Source organism: Synechococcus sp. MW101C3, assembly GCF_002252635.1.
GTDB lineage: Bacteria > Cyanobacteriota > Cyanobacteriia > PCC-6307 > Cyanobiaceae > MW101C3.
The window spans coordinates 177876-191609 of record NZ_NQKX01000008.1 but is presented as its reverse complement, the minus strand read 5'-3'; the positions used below and the strand labels follow the sequence as shown (position 1 = coordinate 191609).

The 13734-nt window shown below is 72.2% G+C and carries 13 protein-coding genes; 4 read left to right on the top strand and 9 right to left on the bottom strand.

Annotated elements, in window-relative coordinates; genetic code table 11:
* Positions 1-131: 131 nt before the first annotated feature.
* Positions 132-1460, top strand: a complete 1329-nt coding sequence (locus CJZ80_RS11865) for a Rieske 2Fe-2S domain-containing protein (RefSeq protein WP_094513528.1) — start codon at positions 132-134, stop codon at positions 1458-1460.
* Positions 1461-1463: 3 nt separating this feature from the next.
* Here the strand turns inward: CJZ80_RS11865 and CJZ80_RS11860 are convergent, their stop codons facing one another.
* From CJZ80_RS11860 to CJZ80_RS11825, 8 genes are all read right to left on the bottom strand, one after another.
* On the bottom strand, positions 1464-2765 hold the full coding sequence (locus CJZ80_RS11860) for a Y-family DNA polymerase (RefSeq protein WP_094513351.1): 1302 nt from the start codon (positions 2763-2765) through the stop codon (positions 1464-1466).
* Between the two features lie 21 nt (positions 2766-2786).
* Positions 2787-3236 (bottom strand): LexA family transcriptional regulator, encoded by a 450-nt coding sequence (locus CJZ80_RS11855; protein WP_094513347.1) that lies wholly within the window; start codon positions 3234-3236, stop codon positions 2787-2789.
* Positions 3237-3307: 71 nt separating this feature from the next.
* On the bottom strand, positions 3308-3733 hold the full coding sequence (locus tag CJZ80_RS11850) for a VOC family protein (protein ID WP_233133045.1): 426 nt from the start codon (positions 3731-3733) through the stop codon (positions 3308-3310).
* Between the two features lie 65 nt (positions 3734-3798).
* Complete coding sequence (locus CJZ80_RS11845) at positions 3799-4335, bottom strand: DOMON-like domain-containing protein (protein ID WP_094513341.1); 537 nt, start codon at positions 4333-4335, stop codon at positions 3799-3801.
* Positions 4336-4397: 62 nt separating this feature from the next.
* Positions 4398-5546 carry a phosphotransferase enzyme family protein gene (locus tag CJZ80_RS11840; protein ID WP_094513339.1) on the bottom strand — a complete coding sequence of 383 codons (1149 nt, stop codon included), beginning with the start codon at positions 5544-5546 and terminating at the stop codon, positions 4398-4400.
* Positions 5547-5610: 64 nt separating this feature from the next.
* The gene (locus tag CJZ80_RS11835) at positions 5611-7152 is read right to left on the bottom strand and encodes a phosphonate ABC transporter (protein ID WP_094513524.1); all 1542 of its coding nucleotides are present in this window, start codon (positions 7150-7152) and stop codon (positions 5611-5613) included.
* On the bottom strand, positions 7149-7898 hold the full coding sequence (locus CJZ80_RS11830) for a phosphonate ABC transporter ATP-binding protein (RefSeq protein WP_094513337.1): 750 nt from the start codon (positions 7896-7898) through the stop codon (positions 7149-7151). The genes CJZ80_RS11835 and CJZ80_RS11830 overlap by 4 nt, the downstream gene beginning before the upstream one ends.
* 10 nt (positions 7899-7908) lie before the next feature.
* The gene (locus CJZ80_RS11825) at positions 7909-8850 is read right to left on the bottom strand and encodes a putative selenate ABC transporter substrate-binding protein (protein ID WP_094513335.1); all 942 of its coding nucleotides are present in this window, start codon (positions 8848-8850) and stop codon (positions 7909-7911) included.
* Between the two features lie 228 nt (positions 8851-9078).
* On the opposite strand from CJZ80_RS11825, the gene mnmH reads away from it, so the two are divergent.
* Positions 9079-10128: a tRNA 2-selenouridine(34) synthase MnmH gene (gene mnmH, locus CJZ80_RS11820; RefSeq protein ID WP_233133044.1), complete on the top strand. Its 1050-nt coding sequence runs from the start codon at positions 9079-9081 to the stop codon at positions 10126-10128.
* Here mnmH and selD read toward each other — a convergent pair.
* Positions 10125-12224 carry a selenide, water dikinase SelD gene (gene selD, locus CJZ80_RS11815; protein WP_094513329.1) on the bottom strand — a complete coding sequence of 700 codons (2100 nt, stop codon included), beginning with the start codon at positions 12222-12224 and terminating at the stop codon, positions 10125-10127. The genes mnmH and selD overlap by 4 nt on opposite strands.
* Positions 12225-12437: 213 nt before the next feature.
* Between selD and grrP the strand changes: the two genes are divergently transcribed.
* Together grrP and grrA are read left to right on the top strand one after the other, a co-directional pair.
* Positions 12438-13319 (top strand): extracellular substrate binding-like orphan protein GrrP, encoded by an 882-nt coding sequence (gene grrP / locus CJZ80_RS11810; RefSeq protein ID WP_198948302.1) that lies wholly within the window; start codon positions 12438-12440, stop codon positions 13317-13319.
* Positions 13316-13720 (top strand): GrrA/OscA1 family cyclophane-containing rSAM-modified RiPP, encoded by a 405-nt coding sequence (grrA, locus tag CJZ80_RS11805; protein ID WP_094513327.1) that lies wholly within the window; start codon positions 13316-13318, stop codon positions 13718-13720. Before grrP ends, grrA begins: the two co-directional genes overlap by 4 nt.
* The last annotated feature ends 14 nt before the right edge of the window (positions 13721-13734 follow it).

Below are 13734 nucleotides of genomic sequence, written 5' to 3'. Positions count from 1 at the left end.
ACCGCTCTGCCATCCGGCCGCACCGCGGCCACCCCGGCAGCCCTGCCAGATTCGACCCCCCAGGTTGTGCTCCGTTGACACCCGCCGCTGCCGCCGACTCCGCCAGCCCTACGACCGTGGCCACCGACGCCCTGCCGGCCGCGGGGTCGATCTGGCGACGCAGCTGGTATCCCGTGGCCTATCTCAAGGATCTGGACCCGGCGCGGCCCACCCCGTTCACCCTGCTGGGCGACGACCTGGTGCTCTGGTACGACCGGGAGCCCGGCCAGTGGCGCGCGTTTGCGGATGTGTGCCCGCACCGGCTCGTGCCGCTCTCCCAGGGCCGGCTGAATGAAGCGGGCGAGCTGGAATGTCCATACCACGGCTGGACCTTCAACGGCGACGGGCACTGCACCGCCATTCCCCAGGCGGAGGGCGACACGGCCGCCGCCTCGCCCCGCAGCCACTGCCGCGCCTATGCCACCGCCACGGGGCAGGGGCTGCTGTTCGTGTTCGCCGGGGAGGCGGAGGCGGCTGCCGCCGTGCCCTTGCCGCTGCTGCCGATGCTCGCGGCGGAACCGGAGCGCTGGAGCGTGCAGGACACCTTCCGCGACCTGCCCTACGACGCCCTCACCCTGCTGGAGAACGTGCTCGATGTGAGCCATGTGCCGTTCACCCATCACGCCACGGTGGGCAAACGCGAGACGGCCGGTCCGGTGAACCTGGAGCTGACCAGCAGCGGACCGGACGGCTTCACCGGCGTGTGGCCCGAGGGGCCGCGCCGGGGCACGCTCGGCACCCAGCACACCAGCTTTCAGGCCCCCTGCCTGATGTGGCACGACCTCACCGCCAAGGGTTTTGCCCGCATCCTCACCGTGGTGTACGCCACACCGATCCGGCCGGGGGAGTGCCGCCTGTTCGCCCGCTTCCCCTTCCGCTTCGAATCGGCCCTGCCGGCGCGGCTGCTGAAGCTGCGGCCCGAATGGCTGCAGCACCTGGCCAACCACGTGGTGCTGGAAGACGACCAGGCCTTCCTGCACTGGCAGGAGCGGGTGCTGCAGCAGCGGGGCGGCAGCGACGCGCTGGTGCGTTCCTGCTACCTGGCCACCCCGTCCGATCGCTACGTGCGCGCCCTGCACGACTGGGTCAGCGGCGGCGCCGGTAAACCCTTCGGTGAGGCGCCGCTGCCCGAGCGGCTGGGGGAAACGCCGCTGCTCGAGCGCTACGAGAGCCACACCCGCCACTGCCGCAGCTGCTCCGGCGCCGACCGGCGGCTGGGCCAGCTGCAGCCGCTGGCGGCGGCCGTGCTGCTGCTGGCGCTTGGCGCGGCGGCCTGGTGGGGGGCCTCAGCGGCGGCGGCCGCTGCGCTGGTGGTGGCGGCGCTGGCGGCAGCGACCTGGTTCCAGGCAGGGCGTTGGCGGCATCAGTTGCGCGTGGGGCGGCCGGTGCCGCCGCGCAACAGCCTGCGCACCAAGGCCTGAGGCTCAGGCGCGCACCACCGGGATGTCGCTGAGGCGGGTGGTGGCGGCCCGCGAGAGCTGCTGCCGCTTCATCGCCCAGGCCGGCCGGAGGCCGCAGGCGGCCCACTGCACGGTGCCGCGGCCGTAGCGGCGGTTGAGGCCATCGATCGTGGCCATCAGCGCTTCGCGCCGCTGCTGCTGCTCCGGCGGCAGCGGCGTGAGCAGATGGTGCTGCAACTGCTGCAGGGGCTGCAGGTTCTGCAGCAGCACACCGGCCTTCTGCAGGGGTTTGTGGGGGCGGAACAGGCGCTCGGCCAGGGGTAGGGCGGCGGCCAGCAGCACGGCCGTGTCGTTGCTGGCCAGCGGCAGCGACACCGTGGCGGCATTGGCGTAGAAGCTGGTGCCGTTGAAGGGGCTGCTGCGCACGAACACGGTGATGGTGTCGGTGCGTTGGCCCTGGCGGCGCAGCTTCTCGGCGGCGCGGCTGAGGTAGGTGGCGATCGCCTCCCGCAGCTGGGGCAGCTCCCGCACCGGTTCGCTGAAGCTGCGGCTCACGCAGGTTTCCCGCTTGGCGGGCGGCACCGCCACCAGCGGCAGGCAGCTGTGGCCCCGCAACTCCTGCTGCAGCCGCAGCCCCACCACGCCCGCCTTGGCCCGCAGCTCGCCGCTGGCCATGTCGCGCAGCTGCAGCGCATTGGCCACGCCGCGCAGCCGGCACCAGCGCGAGAGCTTGCGGCCGATACCCCACACATCTTCGATCGCGACGGCCGCCAGCCAGGGATCGGGGGCGGCCAGCGCCCCCAGATCGAACACACCGCCGTGGGCGCGGTTCTGCTTGGCCAGCTTGTTGGCCACCTTGGCGAGCAGCTTGGAGGGGGCGATGCCCACCGCCACCGGCAGCCCCAGATGCCGCCGCACCTGGGCCCGCAGCGCCTGGCCCCAGGCGGTGAGATCAGCACCCGTGCCTGCCGGGCCACCGGTGCCGGCGGGGCGGCGCAGGCGGCCGAACGCTTCGTCGATCGAATAGACCTCCAGCTCCTCCACCCAGGGCTCGAGCGTGAGCATCAGGCGGTGGCTCATGTCGGCGTAGAGGGCGTAGTTGGAGCTGCGCACCACCACCCCGAGCCGCTCCAGCTCGCGGCGCACCTTGAAATAGGGGGTGCCCATGGCGATGCCGAGGGCGCGGGCCTCGGCGCTGCGGGCCACGATGCAGCCGTCGTTGTTGGAGAGCACCACCAGCGGCCGGCCGATCAACGAGGGATCGAGCGCCGCCTCGCAGGAGGCGTAGAAGTTGTTGCCGTCGATCAGCGCGGTGGCCCAGGCCATGGAGGTTGGGGTGGAGGGGGCTCAGAGCGGGTGGATCACGTGGATGGCCACGCCCCAGAGGAGCGTGTCGTCGCCCTCGCCCAGGGCCAGCGGCGGGTAGGCGGGATGGGCCGCCTCCAGCCGCAGGCGACCGCGGTGCAGCACCAGGCGCTTGAGCGTGAAAGCCCCCTCCAGCACGGCCACCACGATGCGGCCGGGGCGCGGCTCGACGCTGCGATCGACGATCAGCAGATCACCGTGATGGATGCCGGCCTCCACCATCGAATCGCCGCTCACGCGCAGGAAGAAGGTGCTGCTGGGGCGGGCGATCAGCTGCTCGTTGAGGTCGATGCCGGTTTCGACGTAGTCGTCGGCGGGGCTGGGGAAACCGGCAGCCACGCTCTCGCCGGCCAGGGGCAGCAGCAGGCCGGTGCGGCACTGGCGCAGGGGCCGCGGGAGCGGCTGGGGCTCGGGCGGTGACTGGGCGGGCATGGGCCCCGGGGCAGGCCCTGCAGATTAGTACATCTGTATTGGTTTTTCGTCGACAAGGGTGGCCGTGGCGCTCAGCCCGCCATGGGCGTGCACAGCTCGATCAACGTGCCGTCCGGTGCCCGCACGTACGACACCAGCTGGCCCCAGGGCTTCCGGGCAGGCGCAGCGATTTCCCCAGCGCCATGCTCCAGGGCGCGGGCGTGGGCCTGGGGCACGTCGTCGGTGACCAGGGCGATCTCCATGCCCAGCGGCTGGACCGTTTCGCTGGCCTTCACCACCCCGCCGGGCACATTCAGGTCCCCGAGCGCGTGGGCGGCGAAACCTAGGGTGGTGGCACCAGTGGCGCATTCGCCATAGGTGCCGGTGGGGTCGAGAAACTTCTGCGGCAGGCCGAAAGCGGCCGCATAGAAGTGCAGCGAAGCGGCCACATCGGGCACGTAGACGATCGTGTAGCCCAGTTGCATGGCCCCAGGTCCAGCGGGTCCGAGCAGAGCCATCGTGAGGTCCGGCGCCGTGCCACGACTGTAGAAGCGGCGCTCAGGCCACGCGACGCCAGCCGGCCTCACAGGCGCAGCTGAAAGCCGTCGCGGCGGTGGAAATCGGGCGCGCTGCCGGGGTGGGCCAGGGCCCAGTAGGTGAGGGCGCCGCCGGCCTGCTCCACCACGGCGGTGACTGCCAGCTCCAGCGGGCCGCCGCCGGGCAGGAGGGCGGCAAGGTCGCAGGTGAGCTCAAGCTCCAGAACGCCAGGCGTGCGCGTGACCCGGAAGGGCAGCGCCTGCAGCGCCGCCTCCGGCGCCATCCCCTGGCGGTAGCCGCTGAAGCGGTAGACGTTCCAGTGGCCGGCGGGGGAGAGGTTCACCTCCCAGTAGGCGTCGGCACCGGGAGTGGCCAGGAAGAACTCCAGGCAGGTGGTCTGCCAGAGGTCATCGCAGCGCTGGGGCAGCGCCGCCGGCTCCGGCAGGCACACGCCCTCGAGCGCGCCCGCCAGCCGCCAGCCGATCTGCAGCTCCGCGCCGCGCCGCACCACCTGGCCGGTGAGGGTGAGGGCCGCCGCTGGGGGAGACGCCGCTGGGGACACCGCCGCTGAGGAGGCCGCCATGAAGGGATGAAGCGTGAAGGCGTGGGAGTCCAGAGGTGGCGGTGGCGATGAGGGTGGCGAGGTCATGCCATCACCGCCGCGACGATCGCGCGGATCTCGGCTTCCTGCGCCTCGATGCTGGCGGCGAGGGCGAACTGCACCAGGGCCCGCTGCAGGTTCTGCCCCGGCCGGCGCACCTTGAAGTACACGTCGCCGGCGAGATGGTCGGTGAGGAAACGCACCCCCAGCTCGAAGGCCAGCAGGCGGATCGCGTCGTAGAGGAAGGCCACGTCGTCGGTGGTGAGCATGGGGCGGGCCGCCGCCGCATACCCCTCCAGCAGCGCCGCGCAGAAGCCGGTGTCGAAGCGCACCGCGCGCCAGTCGGCGGCTTCCTCCCCGGCGAGGTTGCAGGCCGAGCGCAGGCAGTCGCCGATGTCGTAGTGGATCAGGCCCGGCTTCACGGTGTCGAGATCCACCAGGCTGATCGCGGCGCCGCTGGCCGCATCGATCAGCACGTTGTTCACCTTCGGGTCGCCATGGATGGGGCGCAGCTGCAGCCGGCCGCTCCCCTTAGCGTCCTCCAGCACCGACGCCCACCGCTGCCGTTCCGCCACAAAGGCAGCGCAGTGGCGCAGCTCGGGGGAGGCGGGCGGCGGTGACGCGGCGCAGACCCGGTGGTAGGCCGCCAGGTAGGTGGGGGTGATGTGAAACCCCTCCAGCGTGTCCACCAGCTGGTCCACCGGCAGATCGCTCACCAGCCGGTGGAAGCGGCCCAGGCCATAGCCCACCTCACGGGCCTGCCCGGTGTCACTGAGCTGGTCGAGGCTGCGGGCGCCGCCGATGAAGGTGGTCATGCGCCAGAAGGCGCCGTCGCACTCCAGCCAGGGATCAGCGCCGCCCTGCAACGGCACCACGCGCGGCACCTCCCAGCGGCGGCCCAGGCCGGACGCCGGCGCCTGCAGCTGGCGCTCGGCATGGGCGGTGAAGGCCAGCAGGTTGCGCATCACATCCCGGGGCTGGCGGAACACGTGGGTGTTGAGGCGCTGCAGCACATGGGAGCCGCCGGGGGCCCCCACCAGCTGCACCAGGTAGGTGTCGTTGACGTTGCCGCCGCCGAGCGGGGCGATCGCCTGCACCGGAGCGCCGAGCGCAAACTGCTCGGCCACCGCCACCAGATCGGGCGCGGCGGGCGGCGATGGCACTGCAGGGGCACCCCCCGGCTCGTCGGTCATGGCCTGCGCGGCAGCCTGCGCTGCGGATGGTGCCACCCACCCTGCCGCGCCGCCCGTCCCCGGCTCAACCGCTGGCCAGCAGCCTCGCCCGCCAGCGGTCGCTGAGGTCTTCCCCCAGCAGCGTGAGCAGGGCATAGACCAGCACCAGCGCCAGCAGCTGGTCCCAGGCGAACGAACTGAGGCTCTCCAGCAGCTGGCTGCCGAGGCCCGTGGCGCCCACCAGGCTCACCACCACCGATTCCCGCAGCATCACATCGCTGCGGTAGGCGGCATAGGCGAGGTAGGGGCGGGCCACGCCGCTGAGGCGGCCGTAGAGCAGGGCCAGCCGCGGCCCGCTGCCGGCGCAGGCCAGCGCCTGCTCCGTGGCCGGGCTGGCATCGGCGGCGCTCTCCAGCAGCAGGCGGCCGAGCACACCGAGGTTGTGAAAGCCGAGGGCCAGCGCACCGGTGACGACACCGGGCTGCAGCACCAGCAGCAGCAGCAGGGCCGTGAGCGGCGGCGGCCAGAGGCGGCCCAGCGCCCAGACCAGGCGCAGCGGCGCTCGCAGCCAGCGGGACGGGGCCGCCAGCAGCAGCAGCAGGGGCGCCAGACCCACCGCCAGGCAGGCCGCCAGCAGCGTCAGCCCCAGGGTGCCGCCCACCAGCGCCGGCCAGGGCAGGGCCAGCACGCTGGGCCAGTCGCTCTGCAGCGGCGGCAACGGCTGCACGCTGAGCAGCGCCTGGGGCTGCACGCCAAGGGCATGACCCAGCAGCAGCGAGAGCGGCAGCAGGGCCAGCAGCACCAGCAGCATCTCCCGCGCCCGCAGCCCCACCGACGGCTGCTGCAGACCGAAGCGCACGGGCATCAGCCAACGTCGCCGCAGATAGCCCAGGCCGGCCTCCAGGCTGAGCATCACGGCGAGCAGCAGCCACAGGCCGGTCCAGAGCTCGTGGAAAGCGAGCGACTGCATGGTGAGCTTCAGCTCGGTGCCGAGGCCGCCAAGGCCGAACACCCCCAGCAGGGTGGCGCTGCGCAGGGCGCACTCCAGCCGGTAGCCGCCGTAGCTGAGCACCCCCGGCAGCAGGGCGGGGCCGAGCGCCGTGAGCAACGCGGCCGGCGCCGGCGCCCCACCGGCCCGCAGGGCCTCCACGTTGGTGGTGGGCAGCGCGTCGAGCAGATCACTCAGCACCCGCGCCACCAGCGCCGCATAGGGGATCACGATCGCCAGCACGGCCACCGCCGGCTGCAGCCCCAGCAGTTGCAGGAGCAGCAGCCCCCAGATCAGTTCATGGATGGAGCGGGGAACGGCCAGCAGGCGGCGGATGCCGGTGGCGGGCAGGGCACTGCCGGTGAGGGTGGTCCAGACGGTGCGGGAGCTGGCCACGCCCAGCAGCAGGCCGAGCACCAGGCTCACCGCCCAGCCCAGCAGCGCCATCGCCACGGTCACCAGCAGCCCACCGGCCACCGAGCGCAGCACCACCGGATCCAGCGACGGCGTCAGCGCCGCCATGGCAAACTGACCGATCAGCTCCCAGCCGCCGCCGTGGCTGAGGCCCGGCAGCACCAGCCCCAGCGGCAGCAGCACCAGGGCCGGCAGCAGCACCAGCAGCGGCGGCGCAACTCTCAGCTGCACGGCGGCGTGCCTTCGTAGAGGTCGGTCAGCAGCGCCCGGTGCACCGCGGCGATCGGCCCGTCGAACACCAGCCGGCCCTGCCGCAGACCGATCGCCCGATCGAAGCCCTCCAGCAGATCGGGGCGGTGCAGGCTGAGCAGCAGGGCACGCGGCGGCACCGCCTGACGCAGCAGCAGGGCCAGCAGCTCCGCCGCCAGGCGGGGATCAAGGCTGGCCAGAGGTTCATCGGCCAGCAGCAGCACCGGGTCCTGGCGCAGCAGCCGCGCCATGGCCACCCGCTGGCGCTGGCCGCCGGAGAGAGCCGACACCGGCCGCTCCAGCAGGTGTGGCTCCAGGTCCATCGTCGCCATCGCCTGGCGGCAGGCGTCGGTTTCGAGCGGCAGCAGCAGGTTGAGCAGGGCCTTCGGCCAGCCCCAGACCGCCAGCCGCGCGGCATTGAGGTTCTGCTGGACGCTGAGCTCTTCCACCAGGCGCAGGTCCTGCCAGAGGGTGCCGATGCGGGCCTGCTGCAGGCGGCGGCCCCGCCGTGAGCGGGCCGGTGGCCGGCCCTCCCACAGCACCTCGCCGTGCTGCGCTGGCAGCAGCCCATTGGCCACCGCCAGCAGGGTGCTCTTGCCGGCGCCGCTGGCCCCGAGCAACGCCACCCGCTCGCCCTGGCGGATGGTGAGGTCAATGCCCTCGAGCCGCGGTCGGGGTTGGCCCGGCACCGTGATGCCGCGCAGTTCGAGCACCGGGTTCATCGGTGCGTCCTCAGCGGATCTTGCCGATCTGACGGCCCACCTGCTCGATACGGGCGTAATCCGCGGCCTTGGCGGGGATGAACCGCTGGGCGCCGAACAGGGCGAGGATCTGCTTCTGCTCGGGGTCGGTGGTCCGCCAGCTGAGGATCGCCGTGCGCATGCGGGTGCTGAAGCCCTTGCCGAAGCGCTTGTCGAGATCGGGCTGGGCAAGCCAGTGGTAGTTGGGGTAGCCGGGGGTTTTCCAGATCTGGATCACCTTGGCGCGGTTGACCTTGCCCTCGCTGAGGTTGCTGCGCCACACCTCTTCGCTGAGGGCGCCGGCCTGGTAGGCGCCGCTCTGCACCAGGGCGATGGTGGCGTCATGGCTGCTGCTGAAGCCGGGGACACCGCCGGCGAAATCGCTGAGCTTGACCCCGGCCTGGTTCAGGTAGAACTGGGGCATCAGGCGGCCGGAGGTGGAACTCTCCGAGCCAAAGGTGAAACGCTTGCCCTTCAACTCCGTCAGCCCCTTCACGTTGGAGATCGGCTTGAGGCCGCTGCTGGTGTTGGCGATGAAGACGCTCTGGAACGAGGCGTCGATGTCGCGCTGGGCGACCACCTGGGCGCCGGGCTTCTGCAGGCGCGCCTGCACCCCCGTGAGACTGCCGAACCAGACCAGATCCAGGCCGCCGGTGCGGAAAGCGGTGACGGCGGCGGCGTAATCCACCACCGGCACGTAAGTGACCTTCACGCCCAGCTGACGGCTGAGTTCATTGGCCACCAGCGGGTAGAGCCGGTTGAGCACCTCAGGCTTCTGGTCGGGGATCGCACCGATGCGCAGCACCTTGGTGTTCTGCTGCGCCTTCGCCTCGCTCAGCAGCGACGGCAGGGGGCCGCCGGCGGGGGCCAGGGCCGGCAGCAGCGCCAGGGAAAGGCCCACCAGCGCAGCGGTGGCACGGATGCGGAACGTCATCGGTGAGAGGGGATCGGGGGGAAGGATGAGAGCGGGAGGCGGGTGAGGCCCAGGCCTGCGCCTCGGCACGCAGGCGGCTGAACGGGCAACTGCGCTGGGAAACGCACAAGCAGCTCGCAGCACAGCGGAGCGAGGAGGCACGAGGAGGTGTCCGAGGAGCCACACGTCGCGCTGCCCGGGGTGCCGTGCAAGCAAGGTGCGCCGCAGCAGGGCGGCCCTGGAGCCACTATGGCGCTCACGACGTCGTGCCCCGGGTTGGCGATGGTGGTGCCCCAGCCGATCGAGCGCTTCCTGCAGGAGACGGGGCCACTGCTGGATGTGCGCACCCCGGCGGAATTCGCCCAGGGCCACATTCCCGGCGCCGTCAACCTGCCGCTGTTCAGCGATGCCGAACGGGCGGAGGTGGGCACGCTCTACAAGCAGCAGGGGCGCCAGGCGGCGGTGCTGCATGGACTGGCGGTGGTGGGCCCGCGCCTGAAGGGGCTCGCGGCGGATCTGGCCGCCTGCAGCGCCGAAGCCGAGGGGGCGCCGCTGCGGCTCACCTGCTGGCGGGGGGGCATGCGCTCCGGCAACGTGGCCCTGCTGGCCGAGAGCCTGGAGCTGCCGGTGCGCCTGCTGCACGGCGGCTACAAGAGCTTCCGGCGCTGGGCGCTGGAGCTGTTCGAGCGGCCCTGGCCGCTGCGCCTGCTGGGGGGCCGCACCGGCTGCGGCAAGACCGAGCTGCTGCTGGCCCTGCAGCAGCGCGGAGCCGCCGTGGTGGACCTCGAAGGCCTTGCCAACCATCGCGGCAGCAGCTTCGGCGGGTTGGGGCTGCCGCAGCAACCCAGCACGGAGCACTACGAAAACCAGCTGGCCATGGCCTTGCAGGCGCTGGAGGGGGCGGCGGCGATCTGGCTGGAGGCGGAGAGCGCCATGGTCGGCCGCTGCCGCATCCCGGCCGGCCTCTGGCGCCAGATGAAGGCAGCACCGGTGCTGGAGGTGCAACGGCCGCTGGAGCAGCGGCTGGACCACCTGGTGGCGGTCTACGGCCAGCACGACCCGGAGGCGGTGGCGGAGGCCACCCGTCGCATCGCCAAGCGGCTGGGCCCCCAGCGCACAGCCGTCGCCCTGGAGGCGATCGCCAACGGGGAGGCGGCCGAAGCCTGCCGGCAGATGCTCGACTACTACGACCGCTGCTACGACCATGACCTCAGCGGTCGTGGCGTCGCCAGCGTGGAGCTGGGGGAACAGAGCGCGGAGCAGGCCGCCGTCCGGCTGCTGGCGGACGGCCTGATCTAAGCCAGCACCCGGCCGATCAGGACAGCAGCGCCGAAGCCGGCCGCCCGCAGGTCCTGCAGGGCGGCAGCGGCATTGCTGGCTGGCAGCGCCGCCAGCAGCGGGCCGCAGGTCTGGGGATCGATCAGCAGAGCCCTGTGGGCGGGCTCAAGGCCATGCGGGCCAGGACCTTCCAGCTGCACCGCACCGTCCAGCAGCGCCAGGGCGGCGGCATTGGCGGGGGCCAGGCTGCTGGCCACACCGGCGGCCAGCAGCTCCAGGGCACCGGGCAGCGCCGGCACGGCGGCCCAGTCGAGGGCGACACGCACGGCCGGGCTGGCGGCGATCATCTCGCCGAGGTGGCCAAGCAGCCCGAAGCCGGTCACATCGGTGCAGGCCCGGCAGCCGTGGCGCGCCAGCAGCGGCAGCAGCGGCGCCTGGCTCTGCTGCAGCACCGCCAGCGCCTGCTCGATCCAGGCGGGATCCGCGGCCGCCGCCATCGCCGCCGCGAACAGCACGCCACTGCCGAGCGGGCGGCTGAGCAGCAGCACATCACCCGGCTGGAGCGGGCCCTTGCGCAAGAACTGCGCCGGCGCCACCCGGCCGTTGACCGTGAGCGCCAGGCTGAGCCCGGCACCATCGCGGCCCTCCAGGGTGTGCCCGCCCAGCAGCACGGCCCCCTGCGGCTCCAGCACGGAACAGACCCCCGCCAGGGTCTGCCCCAGCAGCTCTTCCTGCACGGCGGCCGCCGCGGCCGGCAGGGTCACCAGCGCCTGGGCGCTCTCCACCGGCGCCCCACAGGCCCAGAGGTCGCTGCAGGCATGCAGGGTGGTGAGGCGGGCGTTGAGCCAGGGGTCGTCCACCAGGGCCGGGAAGCCATCCACGCTCTGCAGCAGCAGCGCGCCGTCGTCAAGCCGGGCCACCACGGCGGCGTCATCGGCGGGGACGGCAGCCGCAGCGAGTCGCCCCAGGGCCGCCTGCAGTGGAGCGGCGGGCAGCTTGGCGGCGCAGCCGCGGCAGGGCATGGGCTCGGTCTTGCCTCTGGCGCCCATCGGCTGCAGGGCGGTGAAGCGGTCCATGAACGCCTGGTCGATGGCCTGCTTCCAGTGCCACAGCCAGCGGTGCGGACCGATCGCCAGCGGCCCGAACAGGGCCAGGGCCCGTGGACCGGCCGGTTGCCAGCCGCCATCGCCGAGCAGTTGCAGGGCGAACGGCTGGGGCCGCCAGGGCCGCAGGGGGCGGCCGGGGCTGTCGATGCTGCGTTTCAGGTTGGCCGCCAGCACCGGCGCGGCCCGCACCGCCCAGACCCCCGATGGGGGACGGGGCTGGCCGTCGATCAGGCCGCAGTCACCGCAGGCGAACAGGCCGGGGCGGCCCACCACCTCCAGGCTGGCCGCCGTGCGGACACGGCCGCTGCCGGGATCGACCGGCAGGCCGGCAGCGGCCAGCCAGGCAGGCGCCAGGCTGCCAGTGCAGGCCAGATCTGCCGCGGCCCGCTCCGGCGCCTGGCGCTCCAGCGGGATCACCGCCGCCGCCAGCAGGCGCTCGCCGGCGCGGTTGGCGGCCACCGACCCCAGCTGCAGCCCCTGGCCCCGCAGCAGCAGGCGGGGCCGCCACCCACGGGCGCGGAAGGCCAGCGCCAGCTCCACCGCCGCAGCGCCACCACCGCGCAGCACGGGGCCTTCCGCCGCTGCATAGCCGTCGGCCCAGGCCAGGAAGGGTTCGAGCGGCTTCACCGCCATGGCGCCGGCGCACGGCGCAGTGACGGCACCCACATCCAGGCTGAGCCGCGCAAAGCGCAGTGCCGGCCGGCCAGCCAGCAGCAGCGCCCGCTCGGCCAGATCCAGCCCGGTGATCTCCGCCTGCACGAAGGTGACGCCGGCCAGCCGGCAGAGGCGGCGCAGATCGATGGCGGCGGCGCCAGCGGGCACCAGACCCGCCACCACAGCGGGCACCAGGCCGGAATAAAGCGCCGTGCTGCCGCGGCTCACCAGTGTGATCAGGGCAGCGGCCGGGCGCTGGGCAGGCCGCATCACCCAGCGGCGCAGCAGCAGGGCATGGCTGTGGCCCCCTCCTGCCAGCACCAGGTGCAGCCGGGGCGGGGCAGAAAGCCCGGGCACGGGCGTCGTCGGGCGCAGATGGCGCCATTGTGACCGCGCCCGGGCCGTGAACAAATCCCCTGCCGCCGCCTGACGGGTGGCAGGATTCGGCAAGTGGGGCCAGATTCGGTGAAATCACACCGCCATCCAGGATTGTCCTGCCTGCCTCGCCGCCCAGGCGGCCGTTCACAACCCTGCCGTCGCTGGCCGTCGCTGGCGTGGTGCACAGCCGCGTTGCTTGCCGCCTGGGTGTGGCCAGTCAACGCCCGCGCCGAAACCGTGCTGGAGCGGGCGGCGCGCACCGGCGTGATCACCATGGGCGGCCGCACCGACCTGGTGCCTTACTCCTTCGTGGACGGCAAGGGCCAGCTGGTGGGCCTGTCGATTGATGTGGCCGAGCGGATCGCCGCCGAAGCCAGCACTTACCTGAACCGTCCGGTGCGGCTGGCGTTCACTGCCGCCCCCGACGCGAACACCCTGTTCAAACAGGTGCACACCGGCGAGACCGACCTGGCCTGCGGCGTCCAGTTCACCTGGGAGCGGGAGATGTTCGTCGACTATTCGATCCCCTTCAGCCTGTCGGGAATCCGCCTGCTCACCCGCAGTGGTGGGCTCGATGGCACGGCCGCCTCGTTGCAAGGCAAGCGGATCGGTGTGCTGGCCGGCTCGCTGGGTGATGCCACGATCAAGAGCTATGCGCCCAAGGCGGTGCGGGTGCCCCTCACCGAGATCGATGCCGCCGTTGCAGCGCTGCAGGCGGGCCGGGTGGAGGCACTGGCTGGCGATTCCATCCTGCTGGCAGGCGCCGTGGCGAAAACAGGCGCCAAGGGTCTGGCACTGGTGCCCGGGGTGGGACTGCAGCGCTATGCGGTGGGGTGCATCATTCCGGAGAACAATTCCACCTTCCGCAACCTGATGAACCTGGCGATAGCCAAGTTGCTTCAGGGCTATATCAACGGCAATCGTGATGCCACTGAGAGCGTGAATCGCTGGTTGGGCCCCAGTGGAATTCTGGAATTGCCACCGCAAGTGATCAAAGATTATTTTCAGATGGTGCTGCTCACCAATGAGCAGATTCGCGTCCCAGCTGACACCACTCCGGAAGCAAAACCATGAGCATTCACTCCCGAGCCGGCGTGCTGGGTTTCCTGCTGGCGCTGGCGGCGCTCACCCTGCCAGTCGCCACCGCCGCGCCGGTTGCCTCCCATCCTGAGGCGTCAGTTGAGGACCGTCTGCGCCGCATCGCCACCGCCTTCCGCGCCCATGGCGGCCTGGACGCGGGCCTCGTCAGCCATGGGCACGGCACGGAGGATCCCACCCTGCTGGCAGCCGGCTTTGCCAATGGCGGACGGGGCGGCTTTGCCAACGCGGCCAACCGTGGAGGCTTCGTCAATGGGCACCCCTATTACGGCGGCGGCGGCGGCGGCTTCGTTAACGGCGGCGGTGGCTTCGTCAATGCCCGCTATGGCGGCGGCTTCGTCAACGGGGGCGGGGGCGGGGCCTTCCGCAACTGGTGATCGCCTGAAGAAAG